17 protein-coding genes and 1 pseudogene are annotated in these 22,164 nt (G+C 34.1%); 12 read left to right on the forward strand and 6 right to left on the reverse strand.

The features are described 5' to 3' along the window. Positions 1 to 15 precede the first annotated feature (15 nt). Complete coding sequence (locus ACGLWY_RS18205; protein WP_396621107.1) at positions 16 to 666, reverse strand: rhomboid family intramembrane serine protease; 651 nt, start codon at positions 664 to 666, stop codon at positions 16 to 18. A gap of 63 nt (positions 667 to 729) precedes the next feature. Between ACGLWY_RS18205 and ACGLWY_RS18210 the strand changes: the two genes are divergently transcribed. Further along, positions 730 to 1,608 carry a lysophospholipid acyltransferase family protein gene (locus ACGLWY_RS18210; protein WP_396621108.1) on the forward strand — a complete coding sequence of 293 codons (879 nt, stop codon included), beginning with the start codon at positions 730 to 732 and terminating at the stop codon, positions 1,606 to 1,608. Between the two features lie 12 nt (positions 1,609 to 1,620). Here the strand turns inward: ACGLWY_RS18210 and ACGLWY_RS18215 are convergent. The 3 genes and pseudogenes from ACGLWY_RS18215 to glmM all read right to left on the reverse strand — a co-directional run. Continuing rightward, positions 1,621 to 1,686: pseudogene (locus ACGLWY_RS18215) on the reverse strand (DUF4256 domain-containing protein); the annotation flags it as partial. A 218-nt stretch (positions 1,687 to 1,904) separates the two neighbouring features. Beyond that, positions 1,905 to 2,414 (reverse strand): DUF3124 domain-containing protein, encoded by a 510-nt coding sequence (locus ACGLWY_RS18220; RefSeq protein WP_396621109.1) that lies wholly within the window; start codon positions 2,412 to 2,414, stop codon positions 1,905 to 1,907. A gap of 47 nt (positions 2,415 to 2,461) precedes the next feature. After that, on the reverse strand, positions 2,462 to 3,853 hold the full coding sequence (gene glmM, locus ACGLWY_RS18225; RefSeq protein WP_396621110.1) for a phosphoglucosamine mutase: 1,392 nt from the start codon (positions 3,851 to 3,853) through the stop codon (positions 2,462 to 2,464). A 93-nt stretch (positions 3,854 to 3,946) separates the two neighbouring features. Here glmM and ACGLWY_RS18230 point away from each other — a divergent pair, with 93 nt between their 5' ends. Together ACGLWY_RS18230 and ACGLWY_RS18235 are read left to right on the forward strand one after the other, a co-directional pair. Continuing rightward, the gene (locus tag ACGLWY_RS18230) at positions 3,947 to 4,546 is read left to right on the forward strand and encodes an ACP phosphodiesterase (protein ID WP_396621111.1); all 600 of its coding nucleotides are present in this window, start codon (positions 3,947 to 3,949) and stop codon (positions 4,544 to 4,546) included. A gap of 243 nt (positions 4,547 to 4,789) precedes the next feature. Next, complete coding sequence (locus tag ACGLWY_RS18235) at positions 4,790 to 5,509, forward strand: hypothetical protein (RefSeq protein ID WP_396621112.1); 720 nt, start codon at positions 4,790 to 4,792, stop codon at positions 5,507 to 5,509. 81 nt (positions 5,510 to 5,590) lie between these two features. On the opposite strand, the gene ACGLWY_RS18240 is transcribed toward ACGLWY_RS18235, so the two are convergent. Then, positions 5,591 to 6,115 (reverse strand): hypothetical protein, encoded by a 525-nt coding sequence (locus tag ACGLWY_RS18240; RefSeq protein WP_396621113.1) that lies wholly within the window; start codon positions 6,113 to 6,115, stop codon positions 5,591 to 5,593. Between the two features lie 187 nt (positions 6,116 to 6,302). Here ACGLWY_RS18240 and ACGLWY_RS18245 point away from each other — a divergent pair, with 187 nt between their 5' ends. The 9 genes from ACGLWY_RS18245 (at position 6,303) to ACGLWY_RS18285 (ending at position 20,296) form a co-directional block, all read left to right on the forward strand. Further along, positions 6,303 to 6,776 carry a septal ring lytic transglycosylase RlpA family protein gene (locus ACGLWY_RS18245; RefSeq protein WP_396621114.1) on the forward strand — a complete coding sequence of 158 codons (474 nt, stop codon included), beginning with the start codon at positions 6,303 to 6,305 and terminating at the stop codon, positions 6,774 to 6,776. Positions 6,777 to 6,985: 209 nt separating this feature from the next. After that, entirely contained in the window at positions 6,986 to 9,856 is a 2,871-nt protein-coding gene (uvrA, locus tag ACGLWY_RS18250) for an excinuclease ABC subunit UvrA (protein ID WP_396621115.1), read from the forward strand. A 32-nt stretch (positions 9,857 to 9,888) separates the two neighbouring features. Continuing rightward, positions 9,889 to 10,578: a TIGR00730 family Rossman fold protein gene (locus tag ACGLWY_RS18255; protein ID WP_396621116.1), complete on the forward strand. Its 690-nt coding sequence runs from the start codon at positions 9,889 to 9,891 to the stop codon at positions 10,576 to 10,578. A gap of 352 nt (positions 10,579 to 10,930) precedes the next feature. Further along, complete coding sequence (locus ACGLWY_RS18260; protein ID WP_396621117.1) at positions 10,931 to 13,687, forward strand: metalloprotease; 2,757 nt, start codon at positions 10,931 to 10,933, stop codon at positions 13,685 to 13,687. Between the two features lie 172 nt (positions 13,688 to 13,859). Next, entirely contained in the window at positions 13,860 to 16,271 is a 2,412-nt protein-coding gene (locus tag ACGLWY_RS18265; RefSeq protein WP_396621118.1) for a thiamine pyrophosphate-dependent enzyme, read from the forward strand. A gap of 27 nt (positions 16,272 to 16,298) precedes the next feature. Next, positions 16,299 to 16,679 carry a DoxX family protein gene (locus tag ACGLWY_RS18270; protein WP_396621119.1) on the forward strand — a complete coding sequence of 127 codons (381 nt, stop codon included), beginning with the start codon at positions 16,299 to 16,301 and terminating at the stop codon, positions 16,677 to 16,679. A 5-nt stretch (positions 16,680 to 16,684) separates the two neighbouring features. Further along, positions 16,685 to 17,155, forward strand: coding sequence for a hypothetical protein (locus tag ACGLWY_RS18275; RefSeq protein ID WP_396621120.1), 471 nt, complete (start codon positions 16,685 to 16,687; stop codon positions 17,153 to 17,155). Positions 17,156 to 17,532: 377 nt separating this feature from the next. Continuing rightward, on the forward strand, positions 17,533 to 19,959 hold the full coding sequence (gene pheT, locus ACGLWY_RS18280) for a phenylalanine--tRNA ligase subunit beta (RefSeq protein ID WP_396621121.1): 2,427 nt from the start codon (positions 17,533 to 17,535) through the stop codon (positions 19,957 to 19,959). A 97-nt stretch (positions 19,960 to 20,056) separates the two neighbouring features. Beyond that, complete coding sequence (locus tag ACGLWY_RS18285; protein WP_396621122.1) at positions 20,057 to 20,296, forward strand: putative signal transducing protein; 240 nt, start codon at positions 20,057 to 20,059, stop codon at positions 20,294 to 20,296. A gap of 69 nt (positions 20,297 to 20,365) precedes the next feature. Here ACGLWY_RS18285 and ACGLWY_RS18290 read toward each other — a convergent pair whose 3' ends face one another. Next, positions 20,366 to 21,997, reverse strand: a complete 1,632-nt coding sequence (locus ACGLWY_RS18290; protein ID WP_396621123.1) for an ABC-F family ATP-binding cassette domain-containing protein — start codon at positions 21,995 to 21,997, stop codon at positions 20,366 to 20,368. Between the last annotated feature and the right edge of the window lie 167 nt (positions 21,998 to 22,164).

Here is a 22,164-nt window from a genome sequence, read left to right on the forward strand (position 1 = left end):
AGATATATTTACCTTCTACATCTTCCCCATTTTCTTCAAAACAAACAACAACACAATTGGGATTGCCAACAACCCAATCATAAGCAAATTGGTTTGAAATAAATTAGGTGCTAAAATGAGTGTTGTCGCAAAACCACCTATAGCACCACCAAAATGGGCATCATGACCAATGTTGCCTATTCGGGTTTTCATCCCGTAAATAGAATATAACAAATACCCAATACCAAATAAATATGCAGGAATGGGAATTGGTATGAAAAAAAATATAAGCTTCATGCCAGGTTGTAATAATATTGCGGCGTATAAAATACCTGTTACAGCACCACTTGCACCAACAGCACTGTAGTGGTACTCGTTTTTATGAAAATATAATGACAGCAAACTTCCTGCGACTAAACTTACTATATATATAATGATAAAACCAATGGGGGCAACATAATCAATTACCGTACCTGCAAAAAAGTATAATGTTAGCATGTTAAACAATAAGTGCTGGGTATCTATATGTAAAAAGCCACTACTGAACATACGTATCTTTTCGCCTCTTTGCACGCCGCCCACATTAAATTTATACCTTTCAAAGAACGTATAATCCCCAAAGCCTTTATAAGATATAATAATATTTGCTACTATAATAATGATAGTCACTAAATCCAAATTGCTCATAAAGTGTAAAGGTTTAAGTTCAAAATTAGCATATATTTGCTGCTACAAATCTAAAATTAATTCATGCAACTTTTAGCATATATTCTTATTTATCCACTTCTATGGATAATTTCCATACTTCCGTTTAGATTGCTATACTTGGTTTCCGATGGTTTGTATGTATTGCTTTATTATATCATTGGTTATCGCAAAAAGGTAGTTTACAACAATTTAAAACTTGTTTTTCCTGAAAAACCTGAAAAGGAACTAACGCAAATACAAAAAAAATTCTACAAACATTTATGTGATATGTTTTTGGAAATGGCTAAAACCATGACCATTTCTGAAAAAGAACTAAAGAAGCGTTTTCACATTATCAATCCAGAGGAATTCCAACGTTTAGAACATTTAAACAAAAGTATTATTTTGATTTTTGGACATTATGCCAGTTGGGAATGGTCTATTGTTTTACAAAACCATATCAATTTTAAAGGATTGGCTGTTTATAAAAAATTGGCAAATAAATATTTTGATAAGTTAATTAGAGACATTCGGTCTAAATTCAATACCGACTTAATTAGCACTAAAGAAACCATTCAAGTTATAAACGAAAACGAAACCAAAGGCATTAAAAGCATTATTGGTTTTTTAAGCGACCAATCGCCACGACTCACAAAAGACGTGTATTGGGGCAAGTTTATGGGTATAGACACGCCATGTTTTACAGGAGCTGAACGATTAGCTAAAAAACTAAATTTAACCATGGCGTATTTAAAAGTAAGCAAAGTAAAACGGGGGCATTACGAAGCTGAGATTAAGACATTAGCCGAAACCCCTAATACTTACAAAGATTATGAATTGACGGATATGTTTCTGCGTGAAGTTGAAAAGCAAATTCATGAAGCGCCAGAATATTATTTCTGGACACATAAACGCTGGAAGCACAAAAGAAAAAGCAAATAATATTTCTTAATTTTATACTCTTAACGAACTACGAAATCCTCTGACTGCATAGTACGATTCTGCTCCATTGTGATAAACAAATTGATGTCTTTATGCATTGAATATTTTATCAAACCTAGCTTTTAATACTTTAAGTAGTTTCTCTTGTTGTTCGGGTGACAATTCCATTTTAATTTTCATTGTTATAAAAGAATTTTACTCGATAATCGAGATTTGAATGCACCGAAACTTGCCTCGAATTTTTAATGTTCTTTCTATAAATGACTCGAGGCAGTTGCCTTATATCCAAATTATAATTAATTCATGTTTTTCCCTTGAGTTGTAAATGAAATACCCTGCTGACCAGATGTAGAAATCATCACACTCTCAAAATAAGGAGCGTTTGAATTTGGTTTAATTTTCCAATTAAATAAAAAATTGGCACCTGTACCACCTTCTTCATCAAATTCATCAATTACAATTTCTACGGTTTCCATAGGTGCTACATAAATTGGCTTATCAAAATAAGTTCTTATAGCTTCACCATGAGTATCATAATACGTTGCTTTACCTATATAAATGGTATCGTTAGTATTTATATTTCTAATACTTACTGTTGCCGTTAAATTATGTACACGATGTTCGGTTTGACTGTAAATTTGCGAATAAACAGACAAATAGGTTTGCCCATTAATTAAAGAATCAAGTAGTACTTTGTTTACCGTTCTTTTTCCCCAATTTTCACGATGGGGAGAATGTTCAACCTTCTTGTTTTCGCATGACTGAATAAATATAACTGTAATAAATACCAATAATAGTCTTTTCATCTGTTTATATTTATTGAACTTATATTGACTTTTTCTATTTCCTTAAATTACTTCAACTTTGCAATCGCACCAATTTCTTCAATAAATTTATCTGCTAAGGTATCCGCTTCTTGTTGTGATTTTGCTTCTGTATAAATTCTTATAATAGGTTCCGTGTTGCTTTTGCGTAAATGTACCCAACTTTCAGGGAAATCTATTTTAACTCCATCAATAGTGGTTAATTGTTCGTTTTGGTAACGGTTTTCCATCGTTTTTAAAATACCATCAACATCCAAACCAGGTGTTAATTCAATTTTCTTTTTACTCATAAAGTAGTTTGGATAGCTATTTCTAAGCTTACTTACCGAAATACCTTTTTCAGCCAATAAACTTAAAAATAATGCGATTCCAACTAAAGCATCACGACCATAATGCGATTCTGGATATATAATACCGCCATTACCTTCACCTCCAATAACAACCTTATTTTTCTTCATTAATTTTACCACATTCACCTCACCTACGGCACTAGCTTCATAAGTACCACCGTGCTTTTCGGTCACATCGCGCAATGCTCTGGTAGAACTCATATTGCTTACCGTATTTCCGGGGGTTTTGCTCAACACATAATCGGCACAAGCAACTAAAGTGTATTCTTCTCCAAACATCTCACCATTTTCATCCATAAACGCTAACCTATCGACATCTGGATCGACTACAATGCCGAAATCAGCATGATGCTTTCTTACAGCTTCAGATAAATCGGTTAAATGTTCCTTTAATGGTTCTGGATTGTGCGGAAACTGTCCGTTTGGTTCACAATACAATTTAACCACTTCTACACCTAAACGCTCTAAAAGTAATGGAATTGCAATACCTCCGGTAGAATTCACACCATCTACCACAACTTTAAATCGGGCTTCTTCAATAGCGGGCACCGTTACCAATGGTAAATCTAAAACCTCAATAATATGTAAATCTATATAAGCTTTGTTTTTTGTGATTTTGCCCAAACTATCAACGTCTGCAAAATGCATCGTGTCACTTTCTGCTATTTCTAGAATTTTGGCGCCTTCAACATCATCAAGAAACTCCCCTTTTGCATTTAACAATTTTAAAGCATTCCATTGTTTTGGGTTATGACTTGCCGTTAAAATAATACCGCCATCAGCATGCTCCATAGGTACGGCCATTTCAACTGTTGGAGTTGTAGATAAGCCTAAATCGACCACATCGATACCTAAACCAACCAACGTATTCATTACCAAATTTTGAATCATGGCTCCCGAAATGCGCGCATCTCTACCAACAACCACTTTGTACGTGTCTTTATCACGTTGTTCTTTTAACCAAACCCCGTAAGCTGCTGCAAATTTCACGGCATCTATTGGTGTTAAATTATCGCCAACGTTTCCACCAATAGTTCCTCTAATTCCTGAAATTGATTTTATAAGTGTCATATTATTTTTTTCAAGTGTTGTTTTTTCAAGTTAATTAGCAAATATACTATTTCAAAACTGCAATTCTAAATTCGTAATTCGTAAATTTCACAAATGAATTATTTAGCACACATTTACCTTTCTGGAGATAACGATTTGGTTACCATAGGAAATTTTATTGCCGATGGCATCAAAGGTAAATCATATAAAGAATATCCTAAAGACATCCAAATAGGCATTTTGCTTCACAGAAATATTGATACGTTTACCGATGCGCATGAAGTTGTTAGAAAAAGCACAAAGCGTTTGCACAAAAAATACGGGCATTATTCGGGTATTATTGTCGATATTCTTTATGACCATTTTTTAGCTAAAAACTGGAGCAACTATTGCGATGTGCCTTTAAATAGTTATGTTGAACATTTTTATGGTTTATTGGAAACCTACTACGAATTATTGCCTTTAAGAATTCAAAAAATGATGCCTTATATGATGACCGGTAATTGGCTAGTAAATTATGCGTCTATTGATGGCATTTCGAAAGCTTTAGAAGGTATGGACAGACGCACTAAAAACCGTTCTGGCATGAATGAAGCTGTAAACGAATTAGAGCTGTTTTATTCTGATTTTGAAACTGAATTTTCTACTTTCTTTGAGGAACTTATTCTTTTTTCTAAAATGAAGCTTGAAGAGCATTCTATAAATTTAAAATAAACTGAAGTCGATAGAACTCTAATTTTAAAGATTAAATGCAATAAACACTACACGTTATCGAATAGACTATACCGCTGTCGGATTTAAAACATTTTCTTTGATTAATATATTCACAATTAATAAATTAGCCATAAATTAACTAAAGTGTGTTTGAATCAAACGCACATGAAAACGGCATTCACACACGAAGATGATTATTTAGGGTGTTCCATCTGACCAAACTAAAATAATAAATATAAACAGATGAAATCAAAAAAAATAGTAAAAATAACAACTGGTGTTCTTGTGTTTTTAACACTGCCCAGTTTACTGCTTTTTGGTTTTTTATACTTTAAATATAACGAAGAATTGCCCGAAGGTATTCAAGGAAAAGAAGCCGATGACTTAGCTTATAAAATGCTGGAAGCCTTAAACCACGAAGCTTTTGAAAACACAAATTATATAGAGTGGACTTTTAAAAGAAAACATTACTATAAATGGAGAAAAAATAAAAATACTTGTGATGTTTACTGGAAAGAATATAAAGTAACTCTCGATTTAAATGACGCTTCGCAAAACAAAGCGTTTGTGCACAGTTTTAAAGTAATGGATACTAAGTTATCCAGCCAGCTTATTGAAAAAGCAACCAAATATTATAACAACGATTCATTTTGGTTGATAGCACCCTACAAAGTATTTGACAAAGGAACAGAACGTCGATTGGTGAATTTAGAAAACAACAAAAAAGCGCTTTTAGTAACCTATACATCTGGTGGCACTACACCTGGAGATTCCTATTTATGGCATTTAGATAATGCTGGAAAACCCACAAGTTTTCAAATGTGGGTTGATATTTTACCAATTGATGGTTTAAAAGCTACTTGGGACGATTGGGTTACCACCGAAAGTGGCGCACAACTACCAAACTTCCACAAATTTGGTGTGTTTGGTTTAGAAATAACCCATATTAAAGGAACTAAATAGGTTTGCTATCGCAATTTTTGAGTTAACCTACAAATTTTAAGATAAGCAGTTTTACTGAAAACTGTGACTAAAAATTAATTCCTAACTCCCCTTCTGCCCCACAAAATGGTGGCTTTTCGATTTAAACAAAATATTAAAACTGGTTAAGCTACCATAAATTCTGGTAATATATTGTTGCAAATCTATTTTACCTTGTTCGTCTAAATCACTGGCATTGATGCGTTGTTCCATAACACGTAAGCGGTCGCGCACCATGGTTATTTTATGAAAAAAGGTGTCAATGGGTAACTCGTACGATTTTAAACTAGTATCCCCTGGCTCTAAAATAAGTTTACCTCCTTTGTATTTATCGGCAATAGGTACAATTTCACTTGCATCACTCCATTTTTTTAAAATATTTACAAGGCTACTTTCAACATCAAAAAAGCTAACGGTATCCACATCACCATCGGCTGCTTCAATAACTTCAAATTCACTATCCAAATCAATGGTTTCCAATCCGTTTTCTATAAAAGTAACCCAATAATGCTGCGATGTTACGTTGGTTACTACACCTTTTCCGTATTCAGCATGATTGATTCTTGAGCCTATTCCTAATAATTTCATTATATATTTTTGTTTATTATTTATTCCATTTACAATTATAGCAAATCTGAAATAAATCTTCGCTTATTTTTAATAACAAAAACCAAGCTGTAGCATTTATTTGTTTTTTAAAAGTCTAATTAGTTAATTTAAACGTATAATTAAAAATAAATTTTTTCGTTATTTAAGAATTAAAGAAATCGAACACATGAAGTTAACGACTCATATTATAGTTTTTTTAGGTTTTCTTATTATTTTAAGTAGTTTTAAATCTTCTAGTAAGGGGAACGAAAAAACCATTCATTTTAACTTCATCCAAAAAGATTCAGTTTTAAATGATAGTACTAGTATAGATTCTTCTTTAACAACCTACACACTGTATAAAGAAAGTGTACACGCTTCATACTACCACGATAAGTTTAATGGCAGAAAAACTGCAAGTGGCGAGAAATTTAATAATGACCTATATACTGCAGCTCATAAAACCCTAAAATTTGGTACAAAAGTTAAGGTTACAAATATCGTAAACGACTCGTCTGTCATAGTAACCATTAACGATAGAGGACCATTTATAAAGGGTAGAGAAATTGATCTATCAAAAAAAGCGTTTATGGAAATTGCTAAATACAAACACCGAGGCTTTTTAATTGTTAATATTGAAATACTGGAAGACTCTCTATAAATTTCAAAAACTTAAAAACCTGAAATAAACATCAAGCATTTGCCAATCTGAACTTATCGAAGACTGCTACGTTATATAAATGATCCCTTGAGCTTACGCTTAACCCTCTTCAAAATCAGGTTTGTAATTTTGTTTTTTTAACAAAACTCTAAATAAACTTCACTTCTTTTTTCATTATAGAATCTGTACCTTTGCGCTTTTGTCAATGTATGAGCCAATTCAACGATTTTATTGAAGTTAAAGGAGCTAGAGTTCACAATCTTAAAAATATAGATGTATCCATTCCTCGAGAGAAACTTGTGGTTATCACGGGCTTGTCTGGTAGTGGAAAATCATCTTTAGCTTTTGATACTATCTATGCTGAAGGCCAACGCCGCTATATTGAAACATTTTCGGCATATGCACGGCAGTTTTTAGGTGGATTGGAACGCCCTGATGTTGATAAAATTGATGGTTTGAGTCCCGTAATTGCCATCGAGCAAAAAACAACCAGTAAATCGCCCCGTTCTACTGTGGGTACCATTACCGAAATTTACGATTTTCTACGCCTATTGTACGCCCGTGCCAGTGACGCTTATAGTTACAATACAGGCGACAAAATGGTTAGTTATAGTGATGAGCAAATAAAAGAACTCATTGTTAGCGATTTTAAAGGAAAACGTATTAATATTTTAGCACCAGTAGTACGCTCACGCAAGGGACATTACCGTGAACTATTTGAACAAATAGCAAAACAAGGTTTTGTAAAGGTTAGAGCCGATGGCGAAATAAAAGACCTGACCAAAGGCATGATGCTAGACCGTTATAAAACGCACGATATTGAAATTGTTATAGACAGATTGTTGATTGATGATTCTGTTGACAACGATAAACGCCTTACCGAAACCATAAACACAGCCATGCACCATGGCGATGATGTGTTGATGATTTTAGATCACGACACTAATGAAACACGCTATTTTAGTCGAAATTTAATGTGCCCAACTTCGGGGATTTCATATCCTAATCCCGAACCTAACAATTTTTCATTCAACTCACCAAAAGGAGCTTGCGAAACCTGTAACGGAATTGGAACATTGTACCAAGTAAACGAAAAAAAGATAGTTCCAGACAACAGTATTTCTATCAAAGCGGGCGCCTTAGCACCACACGGACCCGAAAAAAACAGTTGGATTTTTAAACAGTTTGAAACCATTGCGCAACGTTTTAACTTTAAATTAACAGATGCCTATAAAGATATTCCCGAGGAAGCAAAACAGATGATTTTATATGGAGGGAATGAAAAATTTTCGGTTGAAAGCAAAACGCTGGGCGTTACCCGCGATTATAAAATAGATTTTGAAGGCGTTGCGAATTTTATTGAAAATCAATATAAAACCGCTGAATCCACATCGTTAAAACGCTGGGCAAAAGACTATATGGATAAAGTGATATGTCCAGATTGTGAAGGATCTCGTCTTAAAAAAGAATCTCTTTATTTCAAAATAAACAATAAAAACATCGCAGAACTTGCCAATGCCGATATTGTAGAATTAACCACTTGGTTTAATGATTTGCCTAAGCACCTCTCAGAAAAACAATTTAAAATTGCTGAGGAAGTTCTTAAAGAAATAAAAGCCAGGTTACAATTTTTGTTGGATGTTGGCTTAGACTATTTATCGCTAAACAGAAGCTCAAAATCTTTATCCGGTGGCGAAGCACAACGCATTCGGTTAGCAACTCAAATTGGCTCGCAATTAGTTGGTGTGCTTTATATTTTAGACGAACCAAGCATTGGATTGCATCAGCGCGATAACGAAAAACTAATAAATTCGTTAATTTCACTTCGTGATATTGGAAATTCGGTAATTGTGGTTGAACACGATAAAGACATGATAGAACGCGCCGATTATGTAATTGATATTGGTCCCAAAGCAGGAAAATATGGTGGTGAAATAATAAGCATTGGCTCGCCTAAAGAACTTTTAACGCATCATACCTTAACGGCCGATTATTTAAATGGCACTAAACAAATTGAAATCCCAAAAAAGCGTCGCGAAGGCAATGGGCATTTTCTGGAGCTTAAAGGCTGTACCGGTAATAATCTAAAAAACATTTCGGTTAAATTTCCTTTAGGGAAAATGATTGGTGTTACAGGTGTTTCAGGCAGCGGAAAATCGACCTTAATCAACGAAACCCTATACCCTATTCTTAACGCCTATTATTTTAATGGCGTTAAAAAACCAATGCCATATAAAAGTATTAAAGGTTTGGAACATATTGATAAAGTCATTGATATCAACCAATCACCCATTGGAAGAACACCTCGAAGCAACCCAGCTACTTATACTAAAACTTTCGACGAAATCCGTAGCTTATTTGCTAAAATCCCAGAAGCTATGATTCGTGGTTATAAAGCAGGTAGGTTTAGCTTTAATGTTACAGGCGGACGCTGTGAAACCTGTCAAGGTGGCGGTTTAAGGGTTATTGAAATGAATTTTCTTCCTGATGTATATGTGGAGTGCGAAACCTGCCAAGGCAAGCGTTTTAATCGTGAAACTTTAGAAATTCGCTATAAAGGCAAAAGCATTAGCGATGTGTTGGATATGACTATTAACGAAGCAGTTCCGTTTTTTGAACACATTCCTAAAATTCATAATAAACTCAAAACCATTAAAGATGTCGGTTTGGGCTACATAACCTTAGGACAACAAAGTACCACGCTTTCTGGTGGTGAAGCGCAACGCATAAAACTAGCTACAGAATTAAGTAAACGTGATACAGGAAATACTTTTTATATTTTAGATGAACCCACAACAGGACTACATTTTGAAGATATACGAGTGTTAATGATTGTATTGAACAAACTGGCAGACAAAGGCAATACGGTATTAATTATTGAGCATAACTTAGACGTTATTAAAACTGTAGATCATATTATTGATATTGGTTACGAAGGCGGAAAAGGTGGTGGAGAAATTATAGTTGAAGGAACACCCGAAGACGTAGCAAACCACAAAAAAAGCTATACTGCTAAGTTTCTTAAAAAAGAACTGGCACAATTGATAATTAAGAATGAAGAATTAAGAATTAAGAATTAAAGAAATCAGCGAATTAACAAATCAACACTACTATGCGATTAGAAAAACACAGTAAAGCTTGGAACGAGATAAAAACAAACGATTCATGGGCCATTTTTAAAATCATGGGAGAGTTTGTTAATGGTTATGAAAAACTTAGTAAAATCGGTCCGTGCGTGTCCATATTTGGTTCAGCTAGAACAAAACCGGAAGATCCTTTTTATCTGCTTGCAGAAAAAATAGCAAAACGTATTGTTGAATCTGGTTACGGTGTCATTACTGGTGGAGGCCCTGGTATTATGGAAGCAGGTAATAAAGGTGCACATTTAGGTGGCGGTACTTCGGTGGGTTTAAATATAGAACTTCCTTTTGAACAGCACGACAACCCATATATCGATGCTGATAAAAGTTTGGATTTTGACTACTTTTTCGTACGCAAAGTGATGTTTGTAAAGTATTCACAAGGCTTTGTAGTCATGCCAGGTGGTTTTGGTACTTTAGATGAACTTTTTGAAGCTATTACTTTAATTCAGACACATAAAATTGAAAAGTTCCCTATTATTTTAGTAGGAACGACATTCTGGGAAGGATTAATAGAATGGATAAAGGCTACACTTTTAGAGTCTTTTAAAAATATAAGTGCTAAAGATTTAGATTTAATTCATCTTGTTGATAACGAAGACGAAGTAGTAGCCATTCTCGATGCATTCTATAATGGATCTGGATTAAGTCCTAATTTCTAAATTCTTTAATAACGAATCAATGAACTCGTTTAAGCTTTTTTGAGTTAGGGCCGAGCGTAAAGAAAAGGTTTAGTAAACCTTTTTAGAGAAGGAGCCAGCTTGTCGCGTTGGAAAGGCTACGGAAGGAAGAAAAGGGAAAATCGAATGTAAAAGGACAATTTTTTAGCCAATTATAAAAAGTTTAAATGAGTTCAATATATAAACTTACCAGACACATATATTTTACTATCTTGCAGCGCCTTATGATTTATTAACCTTAAAAATGTTTAAAATTAAGTTGAAATTACGTCTTTTCAGTTGTGTTCTATTTACTTTAGTATGTAATCTTAGCTTTAGTCAAAACAAAATTGACTTGAAAGCTGCTTTTGATATTGAAAAAAAGCAAATAAGAATATCGCAAACTATTCAGTACCAAAACACAACACAGGATGAGCTTCAAACTATTTATTTAAACGATTGGAACAACAGCTATTCAACAAAAAAAACACCTCTTGCCCAAAGAATAGCAGACGAGTACAAAAACGTGTTTCATTTAGCTAAAAATGAAGAAAGGGGTTATTCGGTTATCATTTCCATCAAACAGAATAATGAAGATTTGGTTTTTCAACAATTAAAGAATCAAATAGACATTGTTAAAGTTGAATTGAAAACCCCATTAAAACCTAATGGATTCTATAATATTCAATTGGAATATTTAGTACAAATACCAAGCGATAAGTTTACCAGCTACGGCATAACAAGTTCGGGCGATGTAAACTTAAGATATTGGTATATTACACCAGCGGTTTACAACGGACAATGGCAGTATTATAGCAATAAGGATTTAGACGATTTATATATTCCCGCTGCCGATGTACGCCTTGAAATAGCATATCCTTTGGGGTACAAATTAACTTCAGAATTAGATGTAATTAACCAAACTCAATCATCTAACAAACAATCAATTATATTAGAAGGAACAAATATATTAAACAATAAATTGTTCTTGAATAAAACTTCAACATTCAACACGATACAAAAAGGCGATTTTTCCCTTATCTCAAATATCAATGATGCAGGTTTAGAAATAATTGACAAAGTTTTAATTACTGAAAGAGTAATAACCTTTATTCAAGAAAAATTTAAAGATTATCCACATAAACAACTTCTTTTAACAGAGATTGACTATAACAAGGATCCTATTTATGGTTTAAATTTTTTACCTAGCTTTATTAAACCATACCCTACCCACTTTCAGTATGAACTAAAGCTTTTAAAAGTTGCTCTACGCAATTATTTAGAAAGCACCCTTTTGATAAACCCAAGAACCGACCAGTGGTTGCTTGATGGTATTCAAATTTATTATTTAATGGATTATGTGGATGAGCATTACCCAAACATGAAATTTTTAGGGAGTTTGGCAAGCTTTTGGGGAGTTCGATCGTTTCATGCAGCCGACATGAAATTTAATGATAAATATAATTTAGCATACATGTTAATGGCTCGAACCAATAGAGATCAGCCCCTAAAAATGCCAAAAGACTCCTTATTAAAGTTCAATAATAGTATTGCCAATAAATATAAAGCTGGTGTAGGTTTAAAATATTTAGACGATTTTATAAACCATGATATTGTTGAAAACAGCTTGTCATCTTTCGTAATTAAAAATAAGTTAAAACCTGTCACCACAGAAGATTTTGAAGCTTATATAAAATCTAAAACCAACAAAGACATCGATTGGTTTTTTACCGATTATTTAAACACCCGGAAAAAATTAGATTTCAAAATAAAAAAGGTTCACAAAACGGAAGATTCCATTACATTAACCATTACAAACAAGCAAGATAACAGCATGCCTGTTTCGTTATACGCTCTAAACAATGATAGCATCATATCAAAAACTTGGATAGAGAATATTAAAGAAAACAAAACCATTACCATCCCCAGAAACGACGCTAACAAACTGGTTTTAAATTACAACAGCGTGATTCCTGAAATTAATATGCGTGATAATTGGAAATCGTTAAAAGGCTTCTTCTTTAATAACAAACCATTACAATTTAGGATTTTTCAAGACATTGAAGACCCTTACTACAACCAAGTGTTTTTTATGCCCATAGCGGAATTTAACAATATTTACGACGGTTTCACACTTGGTTTAAGAATTTATAATAAAACCGTTTTAAGAAAACTATTCAATTACCGTTTTGAACCGCAATATTCGTTAAAATCCAGAACAGTTACCGGGTCGGCATTTATGTCTATGACGCACTATTTGGAAAACACCGATTTGTATGCCGTTAGTTATGGTATGAGTGGTGGCTATGTATCTTATGCCGAAAATTTATTCGTTAGGCAACTATCCCCTTCATTAATGTTCTTGTTCAGAAGAAAAGACGATTTCCGTTCAAATAAAAGGGAATCACTCACACTAAGGTATGTGGACATTCACAGAGATAAGGATGTCAACAATATTTTAACATCAAACGAACCTAATTATGGGGTGTTCAATGCACGTTACATTGATTCAAATGATAATTTGATTAATTTTAATAAGTGGTACACCGATTTACAAATTGCAAAAAACTTTAGTAAAGTCTCTTTTAATTATGAATACCGCCGCTTGTTTGAAAGCAATCGACAATTAAACCTGCGTTTCTTTGCTGGTGCTTTTTTGAAAAACAATAATGATCCTAATTCCAACTATTTTAGTTTTGCATTAGATAGACCAACCGATTATTTATTTGAATATCCCTATTTAGGAAGATCGGAAGCTTCTGGTATCTTCAGTCAACAATATATTGATGCCGAAGGTGGTTTTAAATCGAAATTAGATACACCTTATGCAAATCAATGGATGACATCCATAAACACAAGTACCACCTTATGGAAATATGTTTTACTGTATGGCGATGTGGGACTGGTAAAAAACAAATTTGATGATGCACATTTTGTTTATGATTCTGGTATTAGAATTAATTTAGTAACCGATTATTTTGAGATTTACCTACCATTATACTCAAACTTAGGTTGGGAAATAGGCCAACCAAATTACGACCAGAAAATACGATTTAAATTTACCGTAGACCCTCAATCACTTTTAGGTTTATTTAGACGTCGTTGGTACTAAATGTTAAAACCATTATATAATAATTAGTTTATTTGATATTCTGTTGAATAATTGATGATTTATAATTTAAAAAATTAAAATCTTTAAGAATTTCATAATTAATTGCATTGATATTTTAATTGTAAAACCCGCAAACTTTAACTACTTTTGCAAAAGTTAAAGCATTTCACTTATGCACACAGTTCCAGACTTGAAAAACAATATATCATTCGAAGATTTTAAAACAGAAGTTTTAAACGATTATGAAATCGCTGTAAAAAGTCGCGAATGTAGTTTATTAGGTCGCCGTGAAGTATTAACAGGAAAGGCTAAATTTGGAATTTTTGGAGACGGTAAAGAAATACCTCAATTAGCCATGGCAAAAGCCTTTAAAAAAGGCGATTGGCGCTCGGGATATTACCGAGACCAAACATTCATGATGGCTTTAGGTGAACTTACCATTGAACAGTTTTTTGCTGGTTTATATGCCAATACAGATTTAGAATTAGAACCTATGTCTGCTGGCAGGCAAATGGGTGGGCATTTTGCAACCCATAGCCTAAACAACGATGGTAGTTGGAAAAACTTAACAAAACAATACAACTCTAGTGCCGATATATCCCCTACCGCTTCTCAAATGCCTCGCTTATTAGGATTGGCACAAGCCTCTAAAATTTTCAGGCAAGTAGAAGGCATTAATGCTTCTAACTTTTCAATTAATGGAAATGAAGTCGCTTGGGGTACCATTGGAAATGCAAGCACTAGCGAAGGATTGTTTTTTGAAACCATTAATGCAGCAGGTGTTTTACAAGTTCCTTTAATTATTAGTGTTTGGGACGATGAATATGGTATTTCGGTACATGCCAAACATCAAACAACTAAAGAAAATATTTCAGAAATTCTAAAGGGATTTCAAAGAAATGACAAACAAAAAGGGTTTGAAATATTACGGGTTAAAGGTTGGAATTATGCCAATCTAGTAGAAACCTACCAAGAAGCCGCTGTTATTGCTCGAGAAGAACATGTGCCCGTTTTAATACATGTTCTAGAATTAACACAACCTCAGGGACACTCTACGTCTGGCTCGCACGAGCGTTATAAAAATGCTGAGCGATTAGCTTGGGAAGCCGACCACGATTGCAACGCCAAAATGCGTGAATGGATTATTGAAAGCGGCATTGCAACCAACGAAGCCCTTTTAGAAATTGAAAGAACCATAAAACGTGAGGTACGAGAAGCTAAAAAAAATGCTTGGAATACCTTTTTAAAACCCATACTAAAAGAACAAGGCGAATTAGTTTCTATTTTAAAACAAGTTGCACCTCAAAGTGCTAATGGTATTTTTATAGAAAAAATTAAAGATAATTTAGTTGCTATTGATGAACCTACGCGAAAAGATATTTTATCAAGCGCAAGAAAAACATTAGTACACATTATTAAAGAATCTTTTCCGGAAAAAGAATTACTTAGCAATTGGGTTAACAAAGCCTTCGAAAACACTCAACCTAATTTTAGTTCCCATTTATATTCTGAAACCAATCGGTCTAATACCCTTATAAAAGAAGTAAAACCTACTTATAATGAAAATGCAGAATTAGTTGATGGGCGCATTATCCTTCGAGATAATTTCGATAGCATTTTCAGCAACTATCCAGAAGCACTTATTTTTGGTGAGGATACAGGAAATATAGGCGATGTAAATCAAGGTTTGGAAGGTTTACAAGAAAAATATGGTGAACTAAGAGTTGCCGATGTAGGCATAAGAGAAGCCACCATTGTTGGTCAAGGTATTGGTATGTCCTTACGCGGGTTAAGGCCTATTGCCGAAATTCAGTATTTAGACTACATACTATATGCGCTTCAAATTATAAGTGACGACTTAGCTACAACGCACTACAGAACCAAAGGAAAACAAAAAGCCCCATTAATTATTAGAACACGAGGCCACCGTTTAGAAGGTATTTGGCATTCGGGTTCACAAATGGGCGGTATTTTGAATTTAGTTAGAGGTGTAAATGTATTAGTACCAAGAAACATGACCAAAGCCGCAGGTTTTTATAACACCCTTTTAAAAGGTGATGATCCTGCCATTGTGGTAGAATGTCTTAACGGGTATCGACTAAAAGAAAGAAAACCAAACAATCTAAACGCTATTCAAACACCAATAGGTGTTGTTGAAATTGTAAAAGAAGGTGCAGACATTACCTTAGTATCTTACGGTTCTACCTTGCGTATTGTAGAACAAGTAGCTAAGGATTTAATGGCTATCGGTATTGATGCCGAAGTAATTGACGTTCAATCCCTATTACCTTTCGATTTAAATCACGACATTGTTAAAAGTATCAAAAAAACCAATCGGCTTATGGTGATTGATGAAGATGTTCCGGGTGGTGCGTCAGCATATATTTTGAATGAAATTTTAAATGTCCAAAATGCCTATCAATATTTAGATAGTCAGCCAAAAACACTCACTGCAAAAGCCCATAGGCCTGCGTATGGAAATGATGGTGATTATTTTTCAAAACCATCAGCAGATGATATTTTTGAAGCTGTTTACGGTGTGATGCACGAAGTAAACCCAAGTGTTTTTCCAAAATTACGATAGATTTAACTTAAATAACCCATATTTAAAATGAATAAAAACGTTACAGATTTAGGCTTATTAATCCTAAGAATTGGTTTTGCAGGTATGATGCTTACGCACGGTATTCCAAAAATAAATTTATTATTTGAAAGCCCTATTAAGTTTGCCGACCCTATTGGTGTTGGTGAAACCACCACTTTAATTTTGACATTAATAGGTGAAGTGGTTGCCCCTATTTTAATTTTGATAGGATTTAAAACTAAATTAGCCGCCATCCCGAGTATAATTACCATGTTTGTTGCTACCTTTGTTATACACGCTAGCGACCCTATTGATGTTAAAGAAAAAGCCATACTGTATTTAGTTGCCTTTTTGGTTGTTTTCTTAACAGGTGCAGGTAAATATTCTATAGATGGCTATAAAAAATAAAATATTTGAAAGGCGCTTCCATTGTTGAGATCAAAAAAGAATTAAGTCATAAATCTTACGACGAATTGGCAGAGCTTTGTTTACGTCTTGCTAAATTCAAGAAAGAAAACAAAGAGCTTCTTACCTATTTACTTTTCGAATCCCATAATGAAGAAGGCTATATAGAATCGGTTAAGGGTTATATAGACGAACAGTTCGAATTAATAAACACTGCGAGTTATTTCTACATTCGTAAAAGTGCGCGTAAAATTTTAACCAACACCAAAAAATTTATTAGATATTCACAAAACAAAGAAACCGAAGTGGCACTCCTTCTCTATTTTTGTCAAAAACTAAAAAATTTCTCTCCTAGTATTAAGCATAGTGCCCAATTGCTAAATATGTACAATCGCCAGACACTATTAATCAAAAAGATAATTTCAACACTTCACGAAGATTTACAGTATGATTATAATTTTGTTTTAAACGAGTTGTAGCTGTTCTGAAGATTGTTTTTTTATCAGCTTGCTCGAACGTTTGTAACTTCGAGCATTAATAACAAAAAAAAACTTCCACCCAACAGCGTTAGTGATTACTCATGCATTTATTTTATCAATTAGAAATCGTGAATGTTTCACATTTGCTGTGAAAAGCCCACAGCTATGCAGGAGTGAAGACTTGTAACCTTTCGACTGCGCTCAAGATAAACTCCTAGCCCGACCTTTAGGGAACACCCAAATAAAAAGTAATCTGCTCTGTTTACATACACCTTTTATTGTTTATAAATTAGGGATTGTTTGGCGACTTTCAAGAGCTATTTTCAAAGGAAAAATGAAAAAAAATATGTAGGTTTGCACTCTTAAATAGCAAATGAATGAAGATTTCATACAATTGGTTGAAACAATTTATTAAAATTGATTGGACACCAGAACAAACCAGCGAATTACTAACAAATTTAGGTTTGGAAGTGGAAGGTATTGAGGCCTATCAATCGGTTAAAGGCGGATTGGAAGGTGTGGTTGTTGGCGAGGTTTTAACCTGTGTGCAACATCCAAATGCCGATAAACTAAAGGTTACTACCGTTAATATTGGCGACGAAACACCCTTACAAATTGTGTGTGGCGCACCCAACGTAGCTGCTGGGCAAAAAGTACCTGTGGCAACTATTGGCACAACTTTATACACCGAAACTGGCGAAGCGTGGACCATTAAAAAAGGTAAAATCCGTGGTGAAGAAAGCCATGGCATGATTTGCGCCGAAGATGAACTTGGCTTAGGAAAATCGCACGATGGCATTATGGTCTTAGATGCTGATATTAAAGTAGGAACACCTGCTGCTGCTATTTTTGACGTTGAAAACGACCATGTTTTTGAAATTGGCTTAACACCAAACCGTGCCGATGCCATGAGTCATTTGGGTACTGCCCGCGACCTAAAAGCCGGATTGATACAAAAGGAAACAACTTTAGAGTTTATAACACCATCGGTAAGTGCATTTCATGTAGATAACCGCACGTTGCGAATTGATGTAGATGTTAAAAACAAAGAATTGGCACCGCGCTACTGTGGGCTTACCATAAGTGGCATTAAGGTAAAAGAATCGCCTGTTTGGTTACAACACCGTCTAAAAGCCATTGGTTTAAATCCTATTAACAATATTGTGGATGCTACCAATTATGTACTTCACGATTTGGGGCAACCGTTACATGCGTTTGATGCTGCAAAAATTTCCGGCAATAAAGTGGTCGTTAAAACCTTGGCAGCTGGTACTAAATTTGTAACCTTAGATGGTGTAGAACGTACTTTACACGAAGACGATTTAATGATTTGCGATGCCGAAAAACCAATGTGTATTGCTGGTGTTTTTGGTGGAATACATTCGGGAGTATCAGAAGGAACAACCAGTATTTTCTTAGAAAGTGCTTATTTTAACCCGGTAAGTGTTCGTAAATCGGCTAAACGCCACGGCTTAAATACCGATGCTTCATTTAGATTTGAACGAGGCATCGACCCTAATATTACTGAATATGCTTTAAAACGTGCTGCTTTGTTAATTCAAGAAGTTGCTGGTGGCGAAATTACAAGCGATATTGTTGACATTTATCCTAATAAAATTGAGGATTTTCAGGTACGATTAAGTTTTGAAAATGCAAAGAAATTAATTGGTGAGGAAATTCCGAAGGAAATTATTAAACGTATTTTAACCTCATTGGAAATTAAGGTAAACAGTGTTACCGAAACAGGTTTAGGTTTGATGGTACCTGCTTACAGAAACGATGTAACCCGTGAAGCCGATATTATTGAAGAAATACTGCGTGTTTACGGTTATAACAATATTAAAACGACTGAAAAGCTAAATGCATCTATATCTAATTCAACACGTTTTGAAGATTACAAAATACAGAACTTAGTTGGAAATCAATTGGCTTCTCAAGGCTTTTTCGAAATACTTTCAAACTCACTTACCACGCCTAATTATGTGGCGTTAAGTGACCAATTAAAAGAGGAGCATAATATCAGTATTTTGAATCCTTTAAGTGGTGATTTATCTGTTTTAAGACAGTCGTTAGTGTTTTCCGGTCTGGAAGCTATTTCGTTTAACATTAATAGAAGACGTTCCGATTTAAAACTATTTGAATTTGGAAAAACCTATCATGGTTACAACGGCAAGCATGAAGAATTTAAGCATTTATCGGTATTTGTAACCGGCAATCAAAATTCTGAAAATTGGAATTCCACCACTAAAAAAAGTGATTTCTTTTTCCTTAAAGGAAACATTATAAGCCTATTGGAACGTTTAGGGATTTCAAGATATAATGAACTACCTGTTGAAAACGATTTATTCAGTGAGGGCTTAAGTTTTAGTTTAGGCAAAATGAAATTGATTGATTTCGGATTGATTAAAAAACCTATTTTAAAGCATTTTGATATTTCGCAAGATGTGCTGTATGCCAATTTTTATTGGGACACCATCCTAAATATTGTTAAGCGCAACAACATTTCATTTAAAGCGATTCCTAAATATCCTGAGGTGCGTCGTGATTTTGCATTGTTGTTAGATGATAGCGTTACTTTCGAGTCAATTCACAAAATTGCCAAACAAAGTGAAAAGCAATTATTAAAAGACGTGAATCTTTTTGATGTGTATCAAGGTAAAAACTTACCAGCAGGCAAAAAGAGTTATGCCGTTAGTTTTACATTACAAGATGAAAACAAAACACTTACCGATAAGCAAATTGATAAAATCATGAAAACGCTACAAACACAATTTGAAATACAATTGGGTGCGGAGTTGAGGTAGTTGGGTCTTGGGTCTTTGTAAAAAACTACTAATTATATTTTTTGCTTTTATAATTTTTAATTTTTGTATCTTTAAGTAAACTCAATAACTTGAAATTATGACAGATTCTAATTTTATAAAAGTATACACAGGAAATTTTGCTGTCGTTAAGCGAATTGTAATAGAATTAAATGCTTTGGACATTAATCCCATCATTAAGGATCAATCGGAATCTGCTATATTAGGTGGTTTTGGAGGTACATTGGCACCCGATTTTCAAGAAGTATTTGTACATGAAGATGAACTTGAAAGAGCTACTGAAATTATTAATAAGGTAACAAAAGAATTAAAGTCCTAATTAAAAAAACACCCCAATAAAAAAGAGCGATTTTAAAAATCGCTCTTTTTTATTGGATTTAGCGTTTATTTATGCTGTAACTGCATACATTTTATTACGCAATTCTTTAATTTTTGGGTCTTGCATATACTCATCGAACGTGGTATATCTATCAATAACACCGTTAGGCGTTAGCTCTACAACTCTATTGGCAATTGTTTGTGCAAACTCATGATCGTGTGTTGTAAACAACATAGTGCCTTTAAAATTGGTAAGCGAGTTGTTAAACGCTGTTATACTTTCTAAATCTAAATGGTTTGTCGGCTCGTCCAGCATCAAAACATTGGCCCTTACCATCATCATTCTACTTAGCATACAGCGTACTTTTTCACCTCCGGAAAGCACATTCGATTTTTTTAAAGCTTCTTCACCACTAAAAATCATTTTCCCTAAAAACCCACGAATGTTTACTTCTTCGCGTTCTTCTTCGGTTTGTGCCCATTGGCGTAACCAATCAACCAACGTTAAATCGTTATTAAAAAATTCGCTATTATCTAATGGTAAATATGCTTGTGTTGTTGTCACACCCCAATCAAACGTACCAGCATCTGCCTTCTCTTTATTATTTAGTATTTGATAAAAAGCGGTGGTTGCTCTAGAATCTTTTGAAAATACAACTACTTTATCGCCTTTAGCAAGGTTTAAATCAATGTTCTTGAATAAAACATCACCATCTTCATTACTTGATGCGGTTAACCCCTGGATATTTAAAATTTGATCACCTGCTTCCCTGTCGCGTTCAAAAATAATGGCAGGGTAACGACGACTGGTTGGTCTTATATCTGAAATATTAAGTTTGTCAATCATTTTTTTTCTACTGGTTGCTTGTTTACTTTTAGCAACATTGGCAGAGAAACGACGGATAAATTCTTCTAATTCCTTTTTCTTTTCTTCGGCTTTTTTGTTTTGTTGTGAACGTTGGCGCGCTGCTAATTGAGACGACTCATACCAAAAAGTATAGTTCCCGGAATAGTGATTGATTTTTCCAAAATCGATATCTGAAATATGTGTACAAACGGCATCTAAAAAGTGTCTATCGTGAGATACCACAATCACACAATTTTCGTAATTAGCTAAAAAGTTTTCAAGCCAAGAGATGGTTTCATAATCTAAATCATTGGTAGGCTCATCCATGATTAGTACGTCTGGATTTCCAAATAATGCCTGCGCCAAAAGCACACGCACTTTTTGTTTTCCATCCAAATCGCCCATCAATGTATAATGAAACTCTTCCTTTATTCCTAAATTCGATAACATGGCAGCGGCATCACTATCGGCATTCCAACCATTCATTTCTTCAAAAAGTACTTGAAGTTCTCCTATTCTATCGGCATTTTTATCTGAATAATCAGCATAAAGCGCGTCCATTTCCGTCTTAATTTTATATAATGGCTTATTTCCCATTAAAATAGTGTCTAAAACGGTATGCGCATCATATAAATTATGGTCTTGTTCTAAAACAGACATACGCTTACCTGCTTCTAAATGCACATGTCCAGAAGTTGGATCTTGTTTACCAGAAATTATTTTTAAAAAAGTCGATTTTCCAGCACCATTTGCACCAATAATCCCATAGCAATTTCCTGTATTAAACGTTGTGTTTACTTCATCAAAAAGAATGCGCTTGCCAAATTGAACCGAAAGGTTTGATACTGATAACATAAAGGGTGTTTTATTTTTTCTGCAAAAGTAAAAAATTCAAACCGTAAGTCGAAACTTAGTTGCTTAATTTTAAAGTAATACTTGGAGATTAAAAAAAAATACGCATTTTTGAATGAATTAATGCCTTGCAACATTTAACAACGCATTAACAGCAGTTTATAAACACA

Source organism: Mariniflexile sp. HMF6888 (assembly GCF_044335535.1).
GTDB lineage: Bacteria > Bacteroidota > Bacteroidia > Flavobacteriales > Flavobacteriaceae > Mariniflexile.

What these genes read in the sequence shown, in the direction of transcription:
- ACGLWY_RS18240 (WP_396621113.1), bottom strand. Translation starts at nt 6,115, where the DNA reads ATGAAATTATTAGGAATAGGCTCAAGAATCAATCATGCTGAATACGGA.
- ACGLWY_RS18235 (WP_396621112.1), top strand. Translation starts at nt 4,790, where the DNA reads ATGAAATCAAAAAAAATAGTAAAAATAACAACTGGTGTTCTTGTGTTT.
- ACGLWY_RS18290 (WP_396621123.1), bottom strand. Translation starts at nt 21,997, where the DNA reads ATGTTATCAGTATCAAACCTTTCGGTTCAATTTGGCAAGCGCATTCTT.
- ACGLWY_RS18220 (WP_396621109.1), bottom strand. Translation starts at nt 2,414, where the DNA reads ATGAAAAGACTATTATTGGTATTTATTACAGTTATATTTATTCAGTCA.
- ACGLWY_RS18230 (WP_396621111.1), top strand. Translation starts at nt 3,947, where the DNA reads ATGAATTATTTAGCACACATTTACCTTTCTGGAGATAACGATTTGGTT.
- ACGLWY_RS18255 (WP_396621116.1), top strand. Translation starts at nt 9,889, where the DNA reads ATGCGATTAGAAAAACACAGTAAAGCTTGGAACGAGATAAAAACAAAC.
- uvrA (WP_396621115.1), top strand. Translation starts at nt 6,986, where the DNA reads ATGAGCCAATTCAACGATTTTATTGAAGTTAAAGGAGCTAGAGTTCAC.
- ACGLWY_RS18205 (WP_396621107.1), bottom strand. Translation starts at nt 666, where the DNA reads ATGAGCAATTTGGATTTAGTGACTATCATTATTATAGTAGCAAATATT.
- ACGLWY_RS18270 (WP_396621119.1), top strand. Translation starts at nt 16,299, where the DNA reads ATGAATAAAAACGTTACAGATTTAGGCTTATTAATCCTAAGAATTGGT.
- pheT (WP_396621121.1), top strand. Translation starts at nt 17,533, where the DNA reads ATGAAGATTTCATACAATTGGTTGAAACAATTTATTAAAATTGATTGG.
- ACGLWY_RS18265 (WP_396621118.1), top strand. Translation starts at nt 13,860, where the DNA reads ATGCACACAGTTCCAGACTTGAAAAACAATATATCATTCGAAGATTTT.
- ACGLWY_RS18285 (WP_396621122.1), top strand. Translation starts at nt 20,057, where the DNA reads ATGACAGATTCTAATTTTATAAAAGTATACACAGGAAATTTTGCTGTC.
- ACGLWY_RS18210 (WP_396621108.1), top strand. Translation starts at nt 730, where the DNA reads ATGCAACTTTTAGCATATATTCTTATTTATCCACTTCTATGGATAATT.
- ACGLWY_RS18245 (WP_396621114.1), top strand. Translation starts at nt 6,303, where the DNA reads ATGAAGTTAACGACTCATATTATAGTTTTTTTAGGTTTTCTTATTATT.
- glmM (WP_396621110.1), bottom strand. Translation starts at nt 3,853, where the DNA reads ATGACACTTATAAAATCAATTTCAGGAATTAGAGGAACTATTGGTGGA.